General features: G+C 36.5%; 21 protein-coding genes. 7 read left to right on the top strand and 14 right to left on the bottom strand.

The annotated features are described in order from the left end of the window. Positions 1–705, top strand: a complete 705-nt coding sequence (locus D7029_RS13300) for a LutC/YkgG family protein (RefSeq protein WP_194950905.1) — start codon at positions 1–3, stop codon at positions 703–705. A 123-nt stretch (positions 706–828) separates the two neighbouring features. On the opposite strand, the gene umoC is transcribed toward D7029_RS13300, so the two are convergent. Continuing rightward, positions 829–1,233 (bottom strand): lysozyme inhibitor LprI family protein, encoded by a 405-nt coding sequence (gene umoC / locus D7029_RS13305; protein ID WP_075670928.1) that lies wholly within the window; start codon positions 1,231–1,233, stop codon positions 829–831. Positions 1,234–1,687: 454 nt separating this feature from the next. Here umoC and D7029_RS13310 point away from each other — a divergent pair, with 454 nt between their 5' ends. Together D7029_RS13310 and D7029_RS13315 are read left to right on the top strand one after the other, a co-directional pair. Continuing rightward, a complete protein-coding gene (locus D7029_RS13310; protein WP_075670926.1) occupies positions 1,688–2,032 on the top strand; it encodes a DMT family protein in 345 nt (114 codons plus the stop codon). Positions 2,033–2,440: 408 nt separating this feature from the next. Continuing rightward, on the top strand, positions 2,441–2,824 hold the full coding sequence (locus D7029_RS13315) for a YkgJ family cysteine cluster protein (RefSeq protein ID WP_088496001.1): 384 nt from the start codon (positions 2,441–2,443) through the stop codon (positions 2,822–2,824). A gap of 478 nt (positions 2,825–3,302) precedes the next feature. Here D7029_RS13315 and D7029_RS13320 read toward each other — a convergent pair whose 3' ends face one another. From D7029_RS13320 to galE, 10 genes are all read right to left on the bottom strand, one after another. Continuing rightward, positions 3,303–3,881: a DUF1287 domain-containing protein gene (locus D7029_RS13320; RefSeq protein ID WP_194952667.1), complete on the bottom strand. Its 579-nt coding sequence runs from the start codon at positions 3,879–3,881 to the stop codon at positions 3,303–3,305. A gap of 216 nt (positions 3,882–4,097) precedes the next feature. Then, the gene (locus tag D7029_RS13325) at positions 4,098–5,264 is read right to left on the bottom strand and encodes an MFS transporter (RefSeq protein WP_099074867.1); all 1,167 of its coding nucleotides are present in this window, start codon (positions 5,262–5,264) and stop codon (positions 4,098–4,100) included. Between the two features lie 398 nt (positions 5,265–5,662). Continuing rightward, positions 5,663–6,520 (bottom strand): alpha/beta hydrolase, encoded by an 858-nt coding sequence (locus tag D7029_RS13330; protein ID WP_228766686.1) that lies wholly within the window; start codon positions 6,518–6,520, stop codon positions 5,663–5,665. 114 nt (positions 6,521–6,634) lie between these two features. Continuing rightward, positions 6,635–8,671 (bottom strand): IreA family TonB-dependent siderophore receptor, encoded by a 2,037-nt coding sequence (locus D7029_RS13335; RefSeq protein ID WP_194950906.1) that lies wholly within the window; start codon positions 8,669–8,671, stop codon positions 6,635–6,637. Between the two features lie 257 nt (positions 8,672–8,928). Then, positions 8,929–10,563, bottom strand: coding sequence for a sodium/sugar symporter (locus D7029_RS13340; protein WP_194950907.1), 1,635 nt, complete (start codon positions 10,561–10,563; stop codon positions 8,929–8,931). Between the two features lie 331 nt (positions 10,564–10,894). After that, entirely contained in the window at positions 10,895–11,905 is a 1,011-nt protein-coding gene (locus tag D7029_RS13345; protein WP_088494984.1) for a substrate-binding domain-containing protein, read from the bottom strand. Positions 11,906–12,088: 183 nt separating this feature from the next. Continuing rightward, on the bottom strand, positions 12,089–13,159 hold the full coding sequence (gene galM, locus D7029_RS13350; RefSeq protein ID WP_194950908.1) for a galactose-1-epimerase: 1,071 nt from the start codon (positions 13,157–13,159) through the stop codon (positions 12,089–12,091). Further along, the gene (gene galK / locus D7029_RS13355) at positions 13,159–14,319 is read right to left on the bottom strand and encodes a galactokinase (RefSeq protein ID WP_194950909.1); all 1,161 of its coding nucleotides are present in this window, start codon (positions 14,317–14,319) and stop codon (positions 13,159–13,161) included. Before galK ends, galM begins: the two co-directional genes overlap by 1 nt. A gap of 133 nt (positions 14,320–14,452) precedes the next feature. Further along, the gene (locus tag D7029_RS13360) at positions 14,453–15,508 is read right to left on the bottom strand and encodes a UDP-glucose--hexose-1-phosphate uridylyltransferase (protein WP_194950910.1); all 1,056 of its coding nucleotides are present in this window, start codon (positions 15,506–15,508) and stop codon (positions 14,453–14,455) included. A gap of 45 nt (positions 15,509–15,553) precedes the next feature. Next, complete coding sequence (gene galE, locus D7029_RS13365; RefSeq protein ID WP_088494980.1) at positions 15,554–16,570, bottom strand: UDP-glucose 4-epimerase GalE; 1,017 nt, start codon at positions 16,568–16,570, stop codon at positions 15,554–15,556. A 699-nt stretch (positions 16,571–17,269) separates the two neighbouring features. On the opposite strand from galE, the gene ghrB reads away from it, so the two are divergent. Continuing rightward, on the top strand, positions 17,270–18,229 hold the full coding sequence (ghrB, locus tag D7029_RS13370) for a glyoxylate/hydroxypyruvate reductase GhrB (protein ID WP_194950911.1): 960 nt from the start codon (positions 17,270–17,272) through the stop codon (positions 18,227–18,229). A gap of 82 nt (positions 18,230–18,311) precedes the next feature. On the opposite strand, the gene D7029_RS13375 is transcribed toward ghrB, so the two are convergent. Next, positions 18,312–19,226 (bottom strand): cation diffusion facilitator family transporter, encoded by a 915-nt coding sequence (locus tag D7029_RS13375; protein ID WP_194950912.1) that lies wholly within the window; start codon positions 19,224–19,226, stop codon positions 18,312–18,314. Between the two features lie 536 nt (positions 19,227–19,762). Here D7029_RS13375 and D7029_RS13380 point away from each other — a divergent pair. Then, positions 19,763–20,200 (top strand): universal stress protein, encoded by a 438-nt coding sequence (locus D7029_RS13380; protein ID WP_023581562.1) that lies wholly within the window; start codon positions 19,763–19,765, stop codon positions 20,198–20,200. Between the two features lie 88 nt (positions 20,201–20,288). Here D7029_RS13380 and eco read toward each other — a convergent pair whose 3' ends face one another. Further along, a complete protein-coding gene (gene eco, locus D7029_RS13385; protein WP_193775149.1) occupies positions 20,289–20,768 on the bottom strand; it encodes a serine protease inhibitor ecotin in 480 nt (159 codons plus the stop codon). A gap of 264 nt (positions 20,769–21,032) precedes the next feature. Between eco and D7029_RS13390 the strand changes: the two genes are divergently transcribed. Both D7029_RS13390 and D7029_RS13395 read left to right on the top strand, forming a co-directional pair. Beyond that, a complete protein-coding gene (locus D7029_RS13390; RefSeq protein WP_023581560.1) occupies positions 21,033–21,248 on the top strand; it encodes a DUF465 domain-containing protein in 216 nt (71 codons plus the stop codon). Between the two features lie 111 nt (positions 21,249–21,359). Continuing rightward, positions 21,360–21,599, top strand: coding sequence for a YecH family metal-binding protein (locus tag D7029_RS13395; RefSeq protein ID WP_023581559.1), 240 nt, complete (start codon positions 21,360–21,362; stop codon positions 21,597–21,599). Between the two features lie 132 nt (positions 21,600–21,731). Here the strand turns inward: D7029_RS13395 and D7029_RS13400 are convergent, their stop codons facing one another. Continuing rightward, a complete protein-coding gene (locus D7029_RS13400; protein ID WP_036934877.1) occupies positions 21,732–21,977 on the bottom strand; it encodes a DinI-like family protein in 246 nt (81 codons plus the stop codon). Between the last annotated feature and the right edge of the window lie 62 nt (positions 21,978–22,039).

Here is a 22,039-nt window from a genome sequence, read left to right on the forward strand (position 1 = left end):
ATGTTAAACGAACAAAACCGTAATGAATTTCTGCAAACTATTGCTGAAAAATTAGGGCGTCCTATTGCGCATAAGCCACAGCCACAACCTACGCCGATTAATGATTTAGCGAAAACTCGCTTAACTAATTTAACCCAAGATGAACTATGCAAAGAGTTTACTGACTTTGCACAGACTCAAATGGTGAAATGTGTTGTTAGCAAACCTGATGAAGTTATTAATAGCCTAATTGAACTCTGTGAAAGTTATGATTGTAAAGGTTCGGTGGTAATCAGTGGTGATGAGCGTTTAGATGCACTAGGAGTCACAAAAGCAGTTAGCGAAAAATACGAAACCTATATTTGGGATCCAGCCCTTGGACGTGAAAACATTGTTCATGCTGAACGCTCGCAAATCGGGATTGTTTATGCTGAAGCAGGCTTAACGGAATCTGGTGGGATTGTTTTATTTTCGTCTCCAGAAAAAGGGCGTGCCGTTAGTTTATTACCGGAAACCTCAATTGTTATCCTGCGTAAAAGCGATATCTTGCCTCGAGTGGCTCAAATTGCTGAACGTTTACATAAAATGGCGCAAGAAGGCGTAAGAATGCCGTCTTGTATCAATTTAATCGGTGGTGCAAGTTCTACCGCTGATATTGAATTGATTAAAGTATGGGGGGTTCATGGCCCTGTTCATGCGGCTTATCTTATTATTGAAGATTGCTAATTCAAGATAAAATAACGTTAAAACGATAACAAAATAACTAACAGTCAGAGTCAATCATTGACTCCTAAATTAAACCCAAAAGATAAGTTAATTGCTTTTGGGTTTTTCTCTATTATTCGCCAATTAATTATTCAATAAAATTTTTGCTCTCCATTGATTTAATTTTATTTCGCATGCGAGTAAAACATCTCCAGCCCCCGATCCGCCCATTAATAATGCGGATTGTCGTTGACATTCAGCGCTTCTAAATTGAATAAAATGCTGTTGAGAACTGGCTAATGCATCAATAGCACTTTTGGCTGCAACAGAATCAGTATCTTCAAGATCGCTCTTACTTTTGTCATAAATGACATTCATTTGCTGTTCTGTCAGTTTTAGTTCATCCAGTAAACAAGCTTGTACGGCTGTTCTCGGCTCGTTTGCTGTCACTTCATAACATTTTGCCAATGGATCGTATTTGCCTTGTGCCGAAGAAAAAAAGCTAACTGTAAGTAAGCTACAAGAGATCAGAAATAAACTTATCTTCACGCGAACTCCTTATAGGAATTTATAATAAAATTTATATTCAACATAATGTATAAAATAACTAATATCACATCTATTAGTGCGAACGACATCATTTTAGGATATATCGTATCTTACTCGATAAATTTAAATTTCAATCGAGCAATAATAAGAAAATATTATTAATGTCTTTTTTGTTTAAATCTATTTTGCTTATTTTTTTATTGCAAAAATGTTATTTAACACAACATCAATAGATTAAAACTAAGCCAATAGCTTTTAAAATAGAGGTTTATTACTTCAACTTTGTTTTTTGTTGATAAAATTGCAAAATTTCTTATAGAGAAAAAAAACTACCCTTTTAATTTTGGCTATTTTTTTCTTATCATCGCAATAGAAAATCAACTTTTTTTGCAGTAATCTCATACCATTCTTATTGGCAAATTTTTGCCTAAAAACGACCAGTGGTATCACCAATATGTTCTATAAATTTACGCCCATTATTCTTCTCATTATTTCCAACGTTTTTATGACATTTGCTTGGTATGGCCATCTAAAATATGGCAATAAACCTCTTATTGTTGTCATTATTTTAAGCTGGTTGATTGCATTTGTTGAATATTGTTTTGCTGTACCCGCAAATCGGATTGGTCATAATTACTACAGTGCAGCAGAATTAAAAACCATACAAGAAGTAATCACATTAACTATTTTTGCTATTTTTTCGGTGACTTACTTAGGCGAAAATTTCACTTTAAATCACTTTATTGGTTTTCTTTTGATTGGTGCTGGTGCCTTATTTATTTTTAAAGGACCATTTTAGAAAAGCTTATTAGTAGATATCGCCAGCTCGTTTTTTCAGCATCTCATCTACACTTCTTTTATTATCGCCTTATCAAGTTTGATAAGGCTTTTATTTATCTAAAATCTGATCTTTTGATTATTTTTAATACTATTTATATTGTGGTTTTTACAGAGGATAAAATAGCATCACCGCTTACCATTAAGTCATATAGTCTATCTGTATTTATTTTCCAAAATAATAGTCTGTTTTGTGATAAATATATTCTATATGCAGAAACATTTCTCTTGAAAAATATTTTTCATTCGGCGCATAATGGTTGCTCTAAGAGAAGCATCGTTTCTCTGTCTTTTTTTTGCCTCTCTTAAGCTACCGCACCCTTAAAAGGTGCGTTTTGTCACTTTAACGTCAGATAAAATGGTATCTGGTATGAGCAAACATTCTAACGATTTTATTTATATGCAGGATAATCCCTGTATGCATTGTGGTGCTTGTTGCGCCTATTTTAGAGTTTCGTTCTATTGGGCAGAAATGGTAAGTGGTGGAGGTGTGGTTCCTGATGAATTAACAGAACCGTTAACACCTTTTCTCTCTTGCATGAAAGGAACCAACTCTAAAAAACCACGTTGTGACAAACTGATTGGTGAAGTGGGAGAATGTGTAAGCTGTTCCATCTACGAACAACGCCCTTCTCCTTGTCGTGAGTTTCAACAATCTTGGGTAAATGGTATTCCTAATGAAGCTTGTGATCGTGCAAGAGCGGCTTATGGTTTGCCTCCATTAACTCACACCATCTTGCCTCACACCGCGTAAGACATCAGAGGGGTTAAGCCCCTCCTGATCATTTAATACTATCCAATATATTTATTTTTATAAAAAATAAAATTAAAAAACAAAAAATCATTATTAAATAATACGTTAGTTTGACTTTATTTTTAAATGACCTAGTATATAAGGTAATGAATTAATAACTTGTGTTTAGTGAGGTTTTTTATTTAAAAATAGCAATAAATTTGGAGGGCATTATGATCAGTAGCTCTTTTTTTATCCTTTTCCTTTCTTTTATCTGTTCTACTGCTGTCGTTAGTATGTTACTCGGTGGCTTAGAGGAATAATTATGAATATTTCTGATGAAAATATTCTCCCCCAGAAATAATGCCCATACTTTAGATAAAATCAGTATGGGCATTATTTTACTTATTGTTTAAATTTCAGTTTTATTTTACTGCTGTTACTTCTATTTTATTTTCCGCAAAAGACTAAACGCTTCAATTTTTCTTCATTCACCTATTTAGTAGGTAAAATGACCGGTTATTTTCCATGAAAATAAAACGTCTTCAGCGACTTGTCCAAACCCGATATTATGCATAACGAGATAGCGTTGGTTATCCCAGCTTTTCTTATTTACGACAATCCCAATATGAGGTCGCCCATTATCTAAACGCCAGCTAACAATATCGCCTGGAACATAATCTTCTGCATTTTTTGTAATTGGTTTTACTTTTCCTTTGCGTGTGAAAAAGACTTCTAAATTAGGAACCCTGCGGTGATCGATATTTGTATCAGGTTTATTTAATCCCCACATCCGTTTACTTGGGTAAGCTGAAAAATTTGCTTTAATATCTTCATGCAATAATTTTTGTAAATCGATATCAATGCCACGATAGCTACGAATGATCACATCACTACATACCCCTTTATAAGCAGGTACATCTCCCATTGGGTAATCTATTTTACGATAATCAGAGTCGTAAAATACGGCTCTTGGTAAATCAGTAGCGTACTCCACCAGCTTTTTATTTTGTTCTGAAGTTATCGCTTGGGCACTTGAAAAAGGCATAGTGAGTAAGAGTAAAACGCTAATTTTCATTATATTCACTGTATGTTCTCCATGAAAAAGTTAAATCCATTATTTAAGAAAGGAATGACGTTATCTGTTTATACTGATAAAGCACAACATAAAAATATAAGGGAAGTCTTAATTCGTTTTTAGAATAGATATAAAAAACCGAGCCACCTTTACGGTAAACTCGGCTGATAAATAAGAGAAAGAGAATAAGAAAGAGAACAAGTAAGAGAAAACGGTTTAGTTCAACACAATATGGCTTTTACGACGTAAACTTGCAAAAAGCATGTAAATTGCCGTCACTAATAACACCACAAAGAAGAAATTCATAATGCCGTTATTGGCTTGCGCCATAAACATACCCGCCCCTAAAGGCCCGATAGCAGAACCAATGCTATAACTTAATAGCATTACTTGTGTAATAGCGACAATATAGCTCGCATTCACATGATCACACGCCAATGTAATAGCGATAGGATAAAGTGCAAAAGAAGACATTCCCAATAGCGCCAGTGCAATAATAAGCACCATATAATCGCTAGAAAGATATGTCAGTCCCATAGCAAACACGCCCACTAAACACATCATCGCTAATAACAGTGTTTTGCTTATCATCACAGACAATTTGCTAATAATAGGCTGAACCACCATACCGCCTAAAATAATCGCTGCCATCAACACACCTATTTGGTCTGTTGTAAATTGCCCTTGATTTAAAGCTAATGGCATCATGCCATAAATACTGCCCATCACAACACCTGACACCATACAGCCCACTAGAGCTGCTTTATTTAATCGGCTCATCTGCTTAAGTGACAAACTTTTATGATCGTGCCCTTGTGGCTGCCCTTGCTTAAAAAGCAGAGGCGGTAATACAGCGATTAATAATAAAACTAATATCGCCATAAATGGGATAGCGCCTTGTGTACCAATTGCACCAATCGCCAATTGTCCTAATGTTGTGCCACCATAAAGCGAGGTCATATAAAAACCTAAGCGTTTAGCTCGCTCTTTAGGATTATCGCCAATTAATAGCCATGACTCGACAACAACAAATATACCTGCAACCGCCATACCACCAATAAAACGGAAAACCATCCATGCTGATAAATAAGGCATTAAAGGCAATACACCAACAGTCACTGCCAGCAATAATAAAAATACAACGAAAGAAAGACGATGCCCTATTCTTGCAATAATAGGCTCTATCATGACTGAACCTATTAATAATCCAATAAAATAAATACTTGCTAACCAGCTGGCATAGAGCGTATCCATTCCAAAACTACTCATAGACAGTGGAATTAAACTCATTAAATAGCCTGACGCGATAGCAAATACCGTTAACCCAGCCACAGGTACTAATGTACTGTCGCCTTTGCGTACCAAAGTAGTGTTCTGTTTCACTACCCTCGTCTCCACAATCAAAACGGTTGATGATGCGCTGTTTTCTCGATGCCTGATAGAGGCGGTTCTTTTATCTAGGAAAGATAAAAGAAACAAAGGTGAAAACAGTGGATGGCGTCCCTAAATTCAGGAGACGCGAATATAGCGTTTAAATGATGATAAATAAAATTATAAAATCTAATGCCAGAAAACAATTTTATTTATATCAATCATGATTATCGTCTTTTTCTACCAAAAAGAAATAGCTCTAATCTGATATTTATTTTTATTAAAAGATAAGTATTTTTTATTAAGAAAATTACGAATAAATACGTATAAAACAAAACCAAAATAATAAATATTCATTACTATCCTATCGTTAGCCAATAGGATAGCTAAAAATAAAGAGATGCTTTTGTTTATTCTATGCTTTTTTCTAAAGCAATATTAATTGCATCGGGAATTGAACCTCCATGACCTTTACCTTCAAACAGATAAAATTCACACTGTTTTCCTGCTTCCGATAGATATTGGCATAGCTGACGTTGCGTTAACCAACTACTACGCTCTTGGTAATTTTTCTGTTGCTCTTCACTTAATCGACTTAAATCTGGGGTTTCTTCTTTTTCACCTAAGGCTATTGCAATATAAATATCATTAGGAATAGATTGCCATTGCTCTTTTTTCACCCATTCGCCTTTTCCCCACCATAATGATGGACTTGCTGCGATATAGCGTTGAAATGTTTCTGGATGATTGAATAGAACATAGAGGGTAAATACACCGCCAAAAGAGTGACCAAACAAGGATTGCTGAGTAATAGAAACGTGTTCTTTGGCAAGTTGCTCTAACGCATAAGGTCTTACTTGCGTTAAGAAAAATTGATAAAAATTCTCTGCATTTCCGCCTCGGCTAAATGCTTCACCTTTTACACTTGGTGTGTAGTCATGCGTTCTCTCTGTAATAAAGTAAGCTTTATCACCTACATATCCCACACTGATAATGGCAGGTAGCGGTTTATTTTTCTGCTTTATGGCTTCGTTTATCATCAGCGGAAACTGCGCATTTCCATCGACACTATAAATTAACGCTGTCTTAGTGGTGTTTTTAGGAATAGCAAGAAAGAGGCGATATTGTTTTCCTTCATATGCCACTTCTTTATTTGTAATTTGATAATAAGAGTGAGCCTGAGACTCAATTTCCGGAACTTCTTGGTTAGGCCTAGCTTGAGCAACCGCAGATAACATAATCATTCCACATAACATTAGTATTCGCATAAATCAGATACTCTGTCGGTAATTTAAAAAGTGCACCATTAAGATGAAAATAATAGAGAGCCATAAAAAATAAACCCCATATTTAATACGGGGTTTATGTTAATTAAGGCTCGATTAGAAGCTATATTTAATGTTCGCCCAATAACGACGACCTTCATCGACAACCCAGTTACCACCTTTATCATTTACAGCAGGCCCTGTTTCATCTGTAATATTTAATACCGCAAAGTTAAACATGGTATTTTTATTAAAGTTGTAGGTCATCCCTAAATCAAAGGTTGTATACCCACTACGATAACGTGCCCCTGTGTAACCATTACGTTGAGCTGCCCAGATTTGTTTCCCAGTATAAGCCGTATTGGCATAAAAACTGGTTGCTTCATCAAACTGCCAGTCAACTCGTGCATTAGCGCTATGTTTTGGTGTTAAATCTAATGGATAACCTTTTAAGGATTCGCCTGAACCTAGTTTTTCATCATCACTTTTACGTTCTGAATCGATATAGGTGTAGTTCGCATTGACATGCCAGCTTTCAGCAATCGGGAATCCTACCGCTGTTTCAATCCCTTTAATGTTTGCTTTGCCCACATTATCGTATTGATACAGTTTTAAACCTGTAATTGGATCTATTTCGCCAGTGTCATAGTTCGTTAATTTATCTTTAAAATCAGTATTAAAGAAAGTCACACTTGCGGTAACACCATCCCCATTATCATAACCAATACCAATTTCTTGGCTGACTGATGTTTCAGGTTTTAAATCACGATTACCGTACATAATTGCACGGCCTTTTTCAGTTGAAGTACCATATTCAGGGCTAATTTCACGTAAGCTTGGTGCTTTAAAGGCTTTCGCCACACCGCCTTTTAAAGTAAATTCATCCGTTAAATGATAAACAGCATACGCTCTTGGACTCCAGTGATTACCGTAATATTCGTGATCATCAAGACGCACCCCACCAGTTAACGCGAGGTTGTCTGTCACGCTATATTCATCTTCAAGGAATAACGCTTTTTGATCTGCTGTAATAGTGGATTGTTTAATACCAGAACCCGTAGATGATTCATCTTTTAAACGTGAATATTGATATTGTCCACCAAAAGTCATCACGTTATCAGGTAAGAAAGCGGTAAATTTCGCATCAAAAACAGTATTAGTGATTTCAGGGCGACGATCTTCATAATACTTCTCGCGCTCTTTTGTCACCTTATTAATCATTTCTGTTTTGGTAATACGTTTTGTCTGTTCTTGATAAACACTTAATTCTGAGTGCAGAATATCAAACTGATTTTTATAGGTTAATGCCCAATGATTACGGTCATTATTAGTTTCTAGCATTTTATTTTCATCCGCTTTTCCACCACGGATAGTAAATTCACTCATGGATTTACCCGGTGTCGTTGTACGCTGTAACGTATTACGACCCGCTTCTAATAAAATGGTTTGATTATCAGTCGGTGTGAATGCCAATTTCGCCGTAATATTTTTATTGTCATTACGACCTTGACCATAAGTGATTTTATCTTCTGCGCGTAAGTAGCTACTACCGTAAAGCTGTAAGCCTAATTTATCTTCAATTAATGGTCCTGAAAGATAAAAATCACCATTAATAGAATCGCCGGCATCACGGTTGTGTTGCAGTGTACCGCCAAGTGCAACAGAGCCGTGCCACTCTTTTGTTACTGGTTTCGTGATGATATTGATAACACCACCCATTGCGTCTGAACCATACAGAGATGACATTGGTCCACGAATAACTTCTATACGTTCAATCGCATCTGCTGGTGGAATAAAACCACCTTCATAACCACCACTCCCATTCGGACGTGACTCACGGCTATTTTGGCGACGACCATCAACAAGAATAAGTGTGTATTCACCCGGTAAACCACGCATCGTGATTTCTTGTTTATTGGCATTACCATTAATGCTAACGCCTTCAACACCTTTTACTGCATCGGCTAAATCATGAACGGGTTTCTTCGCCAGTTGTTCTTTGCTGATCACGGTGATACTTGCTGGTGCATCTGTAATTTGTTGAGCAAACCCTGATGCTGATACAACAAGTTTTTCTTCTTTGTTTTCTTGTGCATACAGCGGGTAAGAGGCAGATAAAATACAGGCTGTTAATACGCCCATTTTAAAGTTCATAAAGATCCCCTGAATTTATAACGTTTATAATAATGAGAATGATTGATATTATCTTAATCAAATAATCATGAGAATGATTTTCTTTTCATATTTAGTGTTTTTTTTTAATCTGTATCAAAGCAAATAAGTGCCATTCCGATTAAGTGCAGAAATAGCAGATCTTGGACACAAAAAAAGCAGATGGCATAACCATCTGCTTTGTCTCGTTTTGTAGGGTATTTTTAGATTTAGAAAATTAACAAATTACAATCTTGTTATTACCAGAATACGGCGTAAAGCACACATAAGATGATCATTATGGCGTAGGAAGCAATATTGAATCCGCTTTGTGTTTTAAAGGTTTTATCTGTTAATGCAATCGCCCCTATGCTGTCATCTGTTTTAGTTGAAGTTAAACTAACTAAACCAATTACAACCGTAGTAAACATAAAGGTGTACATCATTTGATCAAGGAATGGCATACCCAATGGCATTAATTTTAGGAACAATGCGAACGGTATAGATAAAACCACACCAATGATTGCACCTTTTGCATTTGTTTTTTTCCAGAATAAGCCTAACAAGAATACCGCTAAAATTCCCGGACTCACTAAGCCTGTATATTCCTGAATATATTGGAATGCCTGATCGATACCACCTAATAAAGGTGCAATAAAACAAGCAATAATTAAAGCAACAACCGCACTAATACGCCCCACATTCACTAAGCGTGTTTCTGAAGCTTTTGGTCCGATATATTCTTTATAGATATCCATCGTGAAAATAGTCGCGATAGAGTTAAGCATAGATGCCAAAGATGAAACAATTGCAGCGGCAAGTGCAGCAAAAACAACACCTTTTGCACCTACTGGTAAGAACTGAGTCAACCAAGGATAGGCTTTATCTGCTTGTGACAACGTTGGAATATGCTCTTGTGCCATAGTCCCTAAACCTGCCATTAATTCAGGGTTAGTGGTAATAACAAATGCAGCAATACCCGGCACAACGACAAGAACAGGCACAATTAGTTTTAAGAATGCAGCAAACACGAGCCCTTTTTGTGCTTCATTGATAGATTTAGCGGCTAAAGCACGTTGGATAATGTATTGGTTAAAGCCCCAATAATAGAGATTAGCAACCCATAAACCACCAATCAGCACCGCGATACCCGGTAAGTTCATAAATTGCGGGTTATCTTTCTCTAAGATCATTTTAAAGTGATCTGGCGCGGCTTGTGTCATTTTGCTCAAACCTTCCATGATCCCACCATCTCCACCGATATAGCTGACGGCTAATACTGTGGTAAACAGACCACCAAGAATAAGGAAGAACACTTGTACCACGTCTGTCCACGCAACAGCAGATAGCCCACCATAAAGTGAATAGATAACAGCAAATAATGCTAAACCAACAATGGCATACATCATTGGTACACCAAGGATGGTTTCTAATGCCAATGAACCTAAATAAAGTACCGATGTTAAGTTAACAAAGATAAATAACGCTAACCAGAACACCGCAAGAATGGTTTTTAAGTTACGACTTTTAAAGCGATTCTCGACAAATTCAGGAATGGTATAAATACCTTTTTCGATAAAGACAGGTAAAAAGTATTTAGCAACAATAATTAATGTCAGTGCTGCCATCCATTCATAAGATGCGATAGCAAGACCAATGGAGAAACCAGAACCAGACATACCAATGAATTGTTCTGCTGAAATATTAGCTGCAATAAGCGAAGAACCAATTGCCCACCAAGGAAGGGTTTTACCTGCAAGAAAATAATCCTTTGTTCCTTTTTTCTCGCCATCCTTAGAACGAGAAACCCATAATCCTAGACTAATAATGATCACGACATAGAGGGCAAAAATTGCATAATCTATTGTGCTTAACCCAACACCTTCTGTATGCATAATATTTTCCTTTCAGACCCATAGAGAGAATAGGATTTTAATGTAAACGTTTTCACAATCCTTTTCCGTTACTCTGTTCACAAATTTATCGCTTATGTTACGTAAATGGATCATAAAATAGGAAAACAAACGATTACCATGACGAGTAAAGCAATATTTAAGCCTAAAACACGATGGCTATTTTATTTAATAAAATTCAGATATCTAAATAATCGTTAAAAAAAGCCAAAGAATGATAACGATTACACAGCTCAAGTAAGAATAACCTCTTAATCTCATAAAGCTCATTAAGAGGATCAACTTGGCTGAATAATAAATGAGGTAATTAAGATTAAGAGAGGTGGCTAAGATTAAAAACAGAATTACGTTGAACTAATGTTGGCGAAAAAATACGTTGTTTTTGTTCGAGCATTTCACCTTTAGAAAGCCTGATGGCCAGTGCTGCTGCCTGTTCTGCCATCATTTGTACAGGATAACGCACTGTGGTTAAACGAGGGTGAATATAGCGTGCAATTAATACGTCATCAAAGCCAATAACGGAAATTTTTTCAGGAACAGGGATTTCATTTTCATCAAGAACAGATAAAGCCCCCGCAGCCATAAAATCGTTGTAAGTCACTACAGCTGTAAAATCGATTGATTTGGTTAGCAGATGCATCATTGCCTTTTCGCCCCCTTCTCCTTCGGGCTCACCATACTCGATATAACTTTCAGGTAACTTGATATTATTGGCTTCCAATGCAGCTTTATAACCAGCAAGACGCTGAGTTGTATCTTCAATATGATGAGTAGATGAAATATAAGCGATTTTGGTATGACCTTGACGGATCAGATGCTCGGTTGCCATCCAAGCCCCTTTATAATTATCTAAAGCGACACAACGTTCAGCAATTTCAGGAATAAAGCGGTTAATCAACACCATGCTTTTAACTTCATGAGCATAAGCTAGCAATTCTTCATCAGAGAGTGCTTTTGAGTGGATCACAAGACCATCACAGCGACTATTAATCAATAACTCAATAGATTGGCGTTCATCTTGAGCATCATGATAACCATTACAGACCAAGATGTGTTTTCCTGATTGTCTTGCAATGTTATCAACCGCTTTCACAAGAGTGCCAAAAAAGGGATCGGAAACATCATGCACTAAAACACCCAAGGTTTGCGTACTCTGACTAACCAAAGCCCTTGCTGCCGCATTAGGTCGATAGCCTAATTTTTGCATCGCTGCATTAACGGTTTCTATAGATGCTTGGCTTGCTTTCGGCGAGTTATTAATGACTCTAGACACAGTAGCAACAGAAACTCCTGCTTCTTTTGCTACATCTTTGATAGTCGCCATATCCACCCCTTATGGATCACCTTTATTCCTGGTTAAGAAATAACGAGCCGTTAATCTACAAACAAAGAAAAAAGGGAGTAATAGAATTTAAGTGGCCTGATTATCAGCGAAGAAGTGAAATTTAAAAAGTAAAAAGATCAAATAAATAGTGAAAAGGAAAGCGTTTACACTTTCCTTTTATTGTTACGAGTAAAACTTATAGATTGTTTGGCTATTCCACGCTGTATTTGCAGGTAAAACACCTTGATTTTCATGCCATTCTGGATGATTAGGGCCATCTGGGAAATATTGTGTTTCTAATGCCAATCCTGAGTAATTACCGTAATGACGACTCTTTCCTCTTGTTCCTACCAAAAAGTTGCCTGTATAGAACTGAACAGAAGGCATGGTTGTAAAGACATCCATTTTGAGCTCGCCTTCAGGTGCAATAACGGTTGCGACAGGGGTTTTATCTTCAATCGCTTTCTTATCTAAAATAAACGCATGATCGTAGCCATTTGCGGCTTTTTGGCACTCATCTACCATAAAATCCAGACCAATACGTTTTAATTTACGAAAATCAAACCCTGTTCCTATTACACTTGCAAACTCCCCCGTAGGAATGTTGCCTTCACCATTTTTTAAATAATGAGTCGCACAAATTCTTAAATCATGTTCAAGTGCCGTGCGTTCAGTATGTTCGCCAGCAAGATTAAAATAAGCATGGTTAGTTAAGCTTAATGGCGTTGTTTTATCGCTCATCGCGTGATAATTAATACATACTTCATTATTGTCTGTCAGTGTATAGGTCACACTTACCTTCACCGTACCGGGAAAACCTTGGTCTCCATCATTAGAGATCAGTGAAAAAGTGACAGATTGAGAGGATTGTGCAGTGATCCCCCAGCGAAGATGACTAAAGTTTTGCTTACCACCATGTAAGGTATTTTTACCTTCATTCGCACTAATTTTATATTCCTGCCCCTCGACTACAAACTTAGCCCCTGCAATACGATTAGCAAAACGCCCAACCGTTGCACCTAAATACGCAGTTTGTTGTTTATGGGCATTCATATCCGCAGAGCCTAATAACACATCTCGACGATATCCATTAACCGGTACAATACAAGTTAACCAAGTTGCGCCAATATCCATTAAAGAGATAGACATACCAAAACGATTTTTAAGCACCACTATTTGTGCAGGTTTTCCATCTGATGCAGGTTGTGCTGTCATTTGCTCAGGGTCAAGAAAACGAAGCTCATTAGTCGCCATTATTTTGCCTCCGAATAGCCCGCTCCTTGGCTTGCAGAGCAGACATAGATAGTTTCTTTTAATCCTGTTTTAGCTTCGTATTGTGCTTTAACAGAGTCAACGACTTTATCCACTAAATCTGGTGTTACTAATGCTACGACACAACCACCAAATCCACCACCAGTCATTCTCACACCACCACGATCACCAATCACTGATTTCACGATTTCAACTAATGAATCAACCTCTTTAACGGTGATTTCAAAATCATCACGCATAGAGTGATGTGATTGCATCATTAGCTGACTTAACGTGGTTAGATCACCACGGCGTAAGGCTTCTGCTGCATCTAATGTACGGCTATTTTCAGTAATAACATGGCGTGCCCGACGATAAACCACTTCACTCATTACTGCTTTTTTAGCGAGTAGATCCTCTAATGTGGCATCTCTTAATGCAGTCACATTTAAAATATGAGCAGCTTCTTCACACTGTTGGCGACGGGTGTTGTACTCACTATCCACTAAACCACGCTTTTTATTGGTATTGATAATCATCACAACCATATTTTCAGGCATCGTTACGGCTGACGTTTCTAATGAACGACAATCGATTAATAGTGCATGATTTTCTTCACCACAAGCCGAAATAAGCTGATCCATAATGCCACAGTTACAACCAACGAATTGGTTTTCTGCTTTTTGACCATTTAGTGCAATCTCTTTTTGGCTAATAGGTAATTGATAAAGTGTTTTAAGCGTTTGACCAATGGCAACTTCTAATGCAGCAGAAGAACTTAACCCTGCACCTTGAGGAACATTTCCGGATATCGCGATATCCATACCATGAAAAGAGTAGTTATCTTTTTGTAGAAAATGAATAACACCTCGAACATAGTTAGCCCACATTTTATTAGGTACAAACTCAATACTGTTATCAAGGTTAAATTCATCAACTTCATTTTGGTAATCAACCGCAATGACACGAATAATGTTATCTTCTCGTTTTGCTGCGGCAACGACCATTTGATAATTAATGGCGCAAGGTAAAACAAACCCATCATTATAATCAGTGTGTTCACCAATAAGATTTACCCTACCAGGCGCTTGAATAAAATGTGTAGGTGCGTAACCAAAAATAGATGAAAATGAACGAGTCACATTATTAATAAGTGCCTGCATAATAAATCCTTAGCTTAAAATTAAGTAATAAAAATCCCACCACAACATTATGTAAATAATGAGATGTTTGGTTTAATTTATTTCGTGCGCAAAAAGCAGATTAATTAAAATATCTTCGCTGTATTAAAAGCCATTAGCGTTGTTCTTTATAATGAATATCACTTAATTGACGTAAATTATTCGCGGCTTGTTCTGGCGTTAGATCTCTTTGCGATTCCGCCAGCATTTCATATCCCACCATAAATTTGCGCACAGTAGCTGAACGTAATAATGGCGGATAGTAAAGCGCATGTAATTGCCAGTGATCGATATTTCTATTGTCTTTAAAAGAAGGCGCAAAATGCCATCCCATGGAATAAGGGAAAGAACAATGGAATAAATTATCATAACGACTTGTTAATTTTTTCATTGCTATGGCAAGATCATCTCGCTGAGCACTATTTAATTCACTCATTCTGCGAATATGCGTTTTAGGCAATAACATCGTTTCATAAGGCCAAGAAGCCCAATAAGGTACGACCGCCAGCCAATGCTCTGTTTCAACTACGGTACGACTTGTATCTTTACATTCAGCATCAACATAATCGATTAATAGATTGCGCCCATATTTTTCAAAATAAGCTTTTAATTGCGTATCTTTTCGCGCTAATTCATTAGGTAAGAAATCACTCGCCCAAATTTGTCCATGAGGATGAGGTTGAGAGCACCCCATCGTTTCACCTTTATTCTCAAACACTTGAACCCAAAGATATTCTTTGCTGAGTTCTTCTATTTGATTATCCCAAGTATCAACGATTTTACGTAAACTACTGACGGGTAATTCAGGAATGGTTTTTCCATGATCAGGAGAGAAACAGATGACTCGACTAATTCCTTTTACGGCTTGAGTTTGAAATAAAGGATTCGATGAAGGTTCAACATGATATTCGTCTTGCAACAATGCAGAGTGGTCATTATTAAAGACATACGTTCCTGTGTAATCTGGATTTTTATCACCAGAGACACGAGTGTTATTCGGACACAAATAGCAGTGAGGATCATAAGAGGGAAGTGTCGCAATCTGAGGCTTTTCATCTTTGCCGTTCCAAGGTCGTTTCGCTCTATGTGGGGAAACTAAAATCCACTGACCAGTTAACGGATTATAACGACGATGAGGATGTTCAACAGGATCAAAAATCAGTTTCGACATAACCTTCTCTCTTATTTATTCAAGATTATCTGAATATTTTAAATCTTATTTCAAATAACCATTTGGATTTTGTAACTGCCAACGCCAAGCGTCCGCTGCCATATCATCAATTGAACGAATAGCTTTCCAATGTAAATCTTTCTCTGCTTTTGCAGGGCTTGACCAACATTCTGCAATATCACCCGGACGACGAGCTTGTAATTGATAAGGGATAGGTTTACCACTAGCTTTACGAAATGCTTCAATCATTTCAATTACACTAGTCCCGTTACCGGTTCCCAGATTATAAATATGTAAGCCCGCTTTTTTACCTAACGCATTTAATGCTGCTATATGACCATCAGCCAGATCCATAACATGGATATAATCACGAACACCTGTACCGTCTTTTGTTGGGTAATCATCACCAAAAACAGCCACTTGTTCACGACGACCAATTGCCACCTGAGAAATATAAGGGGTTAAGTTATTTGGAATACCTTTAGGATCTTCCCCCATCGTTCCTGATGGATGCGCCCCTACTGGGTTAAAGTAACGTAGCAAACTAATAGACCAACTTTCATCCGCAACAAATAAGTCAGATAAAATGCGCTCAACCATATATTTACTGGTGCCGTAAGGGTTAGTTGTACCCCCTACTGGCGAATCTTCAGTAATAGGAACGGCTTGAGGATCACCATAAACTGTTGCTGATGAGCTAAAAATAATGCTTTTTACGCCCGCATCACGCATACAACGTACTAGCACCAATGTGCCATTAACATTGTTGTCATAATATTCAATTGGTTTCTGAACAGATTCACCAACCGCTTTCAATCCCGCAAAATGAATAACAGACTGAATAGAATGCTTAGCAAAGATTGATGCTAATAGCTGGTCATCACGAATATCACCGTTATAAAACAGAGGGCGTTTACCTGTTAGAGCTTCAACACGATTAAGGACTTCTTCATTCGCGTTGCTAAGGTTATCTAAAACAATCGGTGTCATGCCTGCTTCTATCATTTGTACGCAAGTATGACTACCGATATATCCCATACCACCTGTTACTAATATTTCCACATTCACCTCTTTTGATTCAATTCAAAGGAAAAGCGCAAGACGGTTTCTGTTCACTGACACAGAGTTTAGCAAGATCAACAGAATCATTTCGTGATCAAACCGACATTTAGTGTAAACGTTTACACGCTTTTCGCACACACTTAAATTTTATAAAAATCTTAGTTTAGAATTGTATTACAGTAAGTTAATAAAATACGTAATACATCCCACCTCTTCACTACTAAAAATAGTACCCATTCAAAGTAAACGGTTACATCTCAATCAATCAGTTAATTACATGATAAAACTGACATTCAATACGTTTTATCATACCTTATTAACATCCCCGCTAATATGTTTAAGCGGAGTAAGAACACTCTCAATAAAATGCTTACTGTTTAATAAGTGCTTTATTGTATAAATACTTACAACTTAATAAGTGTTTTATTGTATAGATACTTACAACTTAATAAGTGTTTTATTGTATAGATACTTACAACTTAATAAGTGTTTTATTGTATAGATACTTACAACTTCATAAGTGATTTATTGTATAGATACTTACAACTTAATAAGTGTTTTATTGTATAGATACTCTAAATAGTTCAAGTTACAGCTAGGCGGCAAGTGAATGAGTCGCTAGGAGCATACAATAGTATGTGACTACGTAGCCAACAACGCTGTGGCTTGAAGTATGACGAGTATCGAATGGAGAACATAATGAAACCGACTGTCTTGCTCTACCAAGATCTTCCCGAAAAACTGTACAAAAAACTATCTGATTTTGCTGATATCAAACAATTTAAAACGCTCTCTTTAGAATCTGATGATTTCCGTTCCGCGCTCGCCAATGCTTCTGGACTACTAGGTGCTGGTGGCAATATCGATGAAAACTTTATTAACCTAGCGCCTCGTTTAAAAGCCGTTTCAACGGTATCTGTTGGCTATGATAATGTTGATGTTAATGCCCTCACCAAGCGTAATATCAAACTAATGCATACTCCAACCGTATTAACAGACACCGTTGCAGATACCATGATGGCATTAGTCCTTGCCGTAGCAAGACGTATCCCTGAACTTGCTGATAATGTTAAACAAGGTTTATGGGTTAAAGGTATCACACCTGATTGGTACGGTACTGATGTTCATCATAAAACCATGGGTATTATTGGCATGGGTCGAATAGGAAAGGCTTTGGCACAACGTGCACACTTTGGTTTTAATATGAATATTCTTTATCACTCACGGACAGAATATACAGAAGTGAACGATAAATTTTCTGCAAAGCATTGCTCTTTAGAAGCCTTATTACAGCAATCTGATTTCGTATGTATCACGTTACCATTAACACCAGAAACGCATCATCTAATGGGGCAAAAACAATTTTCGATGATGAAACCTGATGCTTATTTAATTAACGCAGGGCGTGGAGCTGTGGTGGACGAATTGGCGCTTATCAATGCATTAGAACAAAAAGAGATCGCGGGCGCTGGACTGGATGTTTTTGAAAAAGAGCCTCTATCTTCATCTTCACCTTTATTAACGATGAAAAACGTCGTCGCTGTTCCACATATTGGCTCTGCAACAAAAGAGACTCGCTATGCGATGGCTGAATGTGCAGTAGATAATCTAATTGCAGCACTGAGTAATAATGTAAAAGAAAACTGCGTCAATTTCTAAAGTGGTAAATGGCGCTTTTTAAGGTGCAAAAAAAGGTAATGAAAATCCATCATTACCTTTTTTATTAAGTATTCAAATAAGTTTAAGCGGGATCAACGTGCGCCATCACACTCAAGATCTGTTTATTTTGCAAAACCTTATTACGTGCATTTACAACAATCTCGTGGCTTTCACTGACCGTGAGATCACCTTTGATTTCAAGGTGTACATCTACGAGTAAATAATCACCTGAACGACGTGTCTTTAAATCATGAACGCCTTGCACGCCCGGTGTTGAAACCAGCATCTGTTTAATCTCTTCTAGCGTTTCTTCATCTGCCCCTCTGTCCATTAAATCTTGCAGAGCTTGATAAGTAAAACGCCATCCCATACGACCGACAAATAGTCCGACAATTAATGCTGCTAATGGGTCAAAAAATTTAAATCCAGCCAAACTTCCGATAATACCAATTGCAACAACTAATGACGAAGCTGCGTCAGAACGCGCATGCCAAGCATTCGCGACTAACATATTTGAGTCCACTTTTTTTGCAACCGCAAGCATATAGCGAAATAATCCTTCTTTAGCCGCTAATGCAAGTAAAGCCACATATAAAGCAACACTATGAACTTCAGGAATAGTAGATGGATCTAAAATTTTATGAATGGCAGAAAATACCATTCCCAAACCAACAATTAATAAAATAGTTCCAAGGATAAGTGATGCCGCATTTTCATAGCGAAAATGCCCATAAGGGTGATCCGCATCAGGTTGTTTCTGACTACCTTTATTAGCAATTAAAACAACAAAGTCAGCAATAAGATCAGAAAGCGAGTGAATACCATCAGCAATTAAACCTTGAGAGTGTGAGAAAAAGCCCACTGTAATTTGCCAAATGGATAAAACGATATTGACAAAAACACTCACTAACGTACTTTTTTTAGCTGCCTTAAATTTTTCAGACTGATTATTATCAGCCCGATCCAACTCAATATCATCAATGTGATTATGTGTCATAATAATAATCTTATTTGGTTTTAAATAGCCTACTCTATTGCCATAGATAAATAGAGTTCCATAGGTTATTTCAGGTTCCATAACTCATTGGTGAGGATAAAGGACGACTCTGAATAACAATCCAGTTTAGGGACTAAGATTGCTGTCCAGACATCATATTGAGATGTCATTGCCTATTAATATGCCATATTTAAATCTTTATGTCTCTTATTTTTATCAATAAAATCTTATAGATACAGAACAATAATATAATTGATAATCATTCTTTTATGCATTTTCTATTTTTAATGAGAAAAAAAGAAATTTATTTTTAATACAACATTATTAATGTGCTTTTCTGTCAACAAGTTAAGGTATATAACTTATTTTTCATTATATTGTTAATATTATTTCAGACTGTTTTTAATTTTTAATGCTTAATAATGTAAAGCAGTAAATAATCATTCTCACTCTTATTTAAAACACAGATCACAGCTATTTTTTACTATTAGGCGATAATGGTAAATATTTTAAACTAACGCTAAGTGAGGTTTGTAATGTATAAGAAAATCCTAGTTCCCATTGATATTTTAGAAGATGAACTTTCTCAGGAACTGATCGCTCACATTGAACAAATAGCAAAGGTGGGTAAACCTGAGATCCACTTCCTCACCGTTATTCCTAATGCTGAACTTTTCTTTGGTATCGAATTCGCTGCTATTCCTGAAAAATTCAAAGATTCGTCAGAACGTACTCGTCTTGCTTTTGTTGCGCTACAAGAAATGATTAAAGATGCAAAAATTCCTGATGAGCAGATTATATGTAATGTTGGCGTTGGTAACGCAAAAGATGAAATTTTAGAATATGCTCGCCATATTGATGCTGATTTGATTGCGATTGCGTCACATAGACCTAATGTTTCCTCTTATTTATTAGGCTCAACAGCGTCATCAATTGTACGCCATGCCAAAATGTCAGTTTTAGTTATTCGCTAATATTTAGTTTTAATAACGACAAAGCCCTTTGTCTCAATAACAAAGGGCTTTTTAGTACACTATGACCGGTCCTAAATAAGGCTAGTCGTTATTTTTTAACTGAATCTTGAGTCGTCTCAGCAGCAGACCAAATACGATATTTCACATCAACATCTTTTGGTGTGTAAACAACAATTGGTAATTTGCTGTTATAACGGATGAAGGCATCTGATCCCATATTTGCCTGTACAAAGGCATCTTTTTTCGTATTGTCAGCACATCCCATCATTGTTGACATTGGGCCATTCAAATCGCCAACAACATAATAGCTATAACCCCAACCTTCTAAATTCTTTTCATCTAGATCCGCACCAAACCACTGATGGTTACAATCTACTTTAAGTTCTTTACCAATAATTAATTCAACTTGGTAATTGCTTTCATTATCTTTTTTCTCTAACTCGATAACATGACGAACTTGATTTTCTTGAGCCTTAGGATAAGGTGCAACTTTATCTAAACTGTCGGTAGCTTGTGCACACGCAGATAAAGACATTGCCGCTACTAAAGATAATATTACTTTGTTCATCACTCTCTCCATATTTACAGCGAACACTTCGCCGTTAACAAAATTAGTCAGATGTTTTTATTGCTCATTATCTGAATACTAATATTTTTAGTGCTTGAATGCTAACATCTTAGTAAATAGTACTATGAGTGGATAATTCTGAATGTTTTAAAAAGAAAAATCACGTTTTTTCATGAAATGTAAATTTGTGATGCTCTACCATGCAGATAGCCAATCTATGATTATACTGAAATAGAGACCCAATTTCTTTTCATAGGAGGTTATATGTTCTCAGATCAACAAGCCCTTGTTTCTCAATTAAGAAATAGTGATCCCCGCTTTGAAGCTCTCTACGATAAACATCATCGACTCGATCAAGAAATTGCAAAACTAGAAGGTCCTAACGGAGCTGGTTATAACGACGAAGTTGCCAAACTAAAAAAAGAAAAACTTCATCTTAAAGATGAAATGCAAAAAATACTTCAACGAAGTGAAAAATAAGGCTCTTTTTAAGCGATGATATAATGTCATCGCTTTTTATGATTAAAAACAAAGATACCCTCTCATAAAGATGCATAATTAATGTATCTTTTATTTTTTAGGGTACTCAATATGTCATCAATACATGGTCATGAAGTTTTGCAAATGATCCTTTCTTCAGAGACTGCATTTACTAAAACATCGCTAATTGATGCTATCCATAAACAATTCGGTAATGACTCACGTTTTCATACGTGCTCAGCTGAAAATATGACAGCGACTGAATTAGTTGATTTCTTAGAAAGGAAAGGTAAATTTATTCCAGCAGAGGGTGGATTTACAACGAGTGAAAATAAGATTTGTCATCATTGATAGATATACAGTTTTAAAACCCGATTGCCAGCGATTTCCTTTTCTATGTCATTGGCTTTTTATATAAACAAGTAAAAAGCCAATTCATTCTGACAATCGTAATTACTTTATTTGCTAAATTTTTACTGCACTTTATTCATCGTCTGTTTGCAACCAACCATCATCTTCCCAAACACTTTGAATAAGTTCCATTATGTGTTCATGCTTAGTTTCATCTTTTATGCCTGTGACTTGAATCGAGTTCATGCTACTAAAGGCAATACGAAACTGCATATCTGGATATTCTGGAATGATCTTTTTTCTCAGTTCGTGTTCTAAGAGCGGAAATAATGAGTCGGTTATCTTAGATTGTTTATTAAATAAAATTTCCACACGCATTGGTTTCACCATTTAAAGGCAAATAAACTGTATATAAATACAGTATTATATTCTAAGAAAAA

Origin of the sequence: Proteus vulgaris (assembly GCF_016647575.1) — a bacterium.
GTDB lineage: Bacteria > Pseudomonadota > Gammaproteobacteria > Enterobacterales > Enterobacteriaceae > Proteus > Proteus mirabilis_B.

Coding starts and splice junctions, on each gene's coding strand:
- D7029_RS13300 (WP_194950905.1), top strand. CDS start 1: ATGTTAAACGAACAAAACCGTAATGAATTTCTGCAAACTATTGCTGAA.
- D7029_RS13310 (WP_075670926.1), top strand. CDS start 1,688: ATGTTCTATAAATTTACGCCCATTATTCTTCTCATTATTTCCAACGTT.
- D7029_RS13315 (WP_088496001.1), top strand. CDS start 2,441: ATGAGCAAACATTCTAACGATTTTATTTATATGCAGGATAATCCCTGT.
- D7029_RS13320 (WP_194952667.1), bottom strand. CDS start 3,881: ATGAAAATTAGCGTTTTACTCTTACTCACTATGCCTTTTTCAAGTGCC.
- D7029_RS13330 (WP_228766686.1), bottom strand. CDS start 6,520: ATGCGAATACTAATGTTATGTGGAATGATTATGTTATCTGCGGTTGCT.
- D7029_RS13335 (WP_194950906.1), bottom strand. CDS start 8,671: ATGAACTTTAAAATGGGCGTATTAACAGCCTGTATTTTATCTGCCTCT.
- D7029_RS13340 (WP_194950907.1), bottom strand. CDS start 10,563: ATGCATACAGAAGGTGTTGGGTTAAGCACAATAGATTATGCAATTTTT.
- D7029_RS13345 (WP_088494984.1), bottom strand. CDS start 11,905: ATGGCGACTATCAAAGATGTAGCAAAAGAAGCAGGAGTTTCTGTTGCT.
- galM (WP_194950908.1), bottom strand. CDS start 13,159: ATGGCGACTAATGAGCTTCGTTTTCTTGACCCTGAGCAAATGACAGCA.
- galK (WP_194950909.1), bottom strand. CDS start 14,319: ATGCAGGCACTTATTAATAATGTGACTCGTTCATTTTCATCTATTTTT.
- D7029_RS13360 (WP_194950910.1), bottom strand. CDS start 15,508: ATGTCGAAACTGATTTTTGATCCTGTTGAACATCCTCATCGTCGTTAT.
- ghrB (WP_194950911.1), top strand. CDS start 17,270: ATGAAACCGACTGTCTTGCTCTACCAAGATCTTCCCGAAAAACTGTAC.
- D7029_RS13375 (WP_194950912.1), bottom strand. CDS start 19,226: ATGACACATAATCACATTGATGATATTGAGTTGGATCGGGCTGATAAT.
- D7029_RS13380 (WP_023581562.1), top strand. CDS start 19,763: ATGTATAAGAAAATCCTAGTTCCCATTGATATTTTAGAAGATGAACTT.
- eco (WP_193775149.1), bottom strand. CDS start 20,768: ATGAACAAAGTAATATTATCTTTAGTAGCGGCAATGTCTTTATCTGCG.
- D7029_RS13390 (WP_023581560.1), top strand. CDS start 21,033: ATGTTCTCAGATCAACAAGCCCTTGTTTCTCAATTAAGAAATAGTGAT.
- D7029_RS13395 (WP_023581559.1), top strand. CDS start 21,360: ATGTCATCAATACATGGTCATGAAGTTTTGCAAATGATCCTTTCTTCA.
- D7029_RS13400 (WP_036934877.1), bottom strand. CDS start 21,977: ATGCGTGTGGAAATTTTATTTAATAAACAATCTAAGATAACCGACTCA.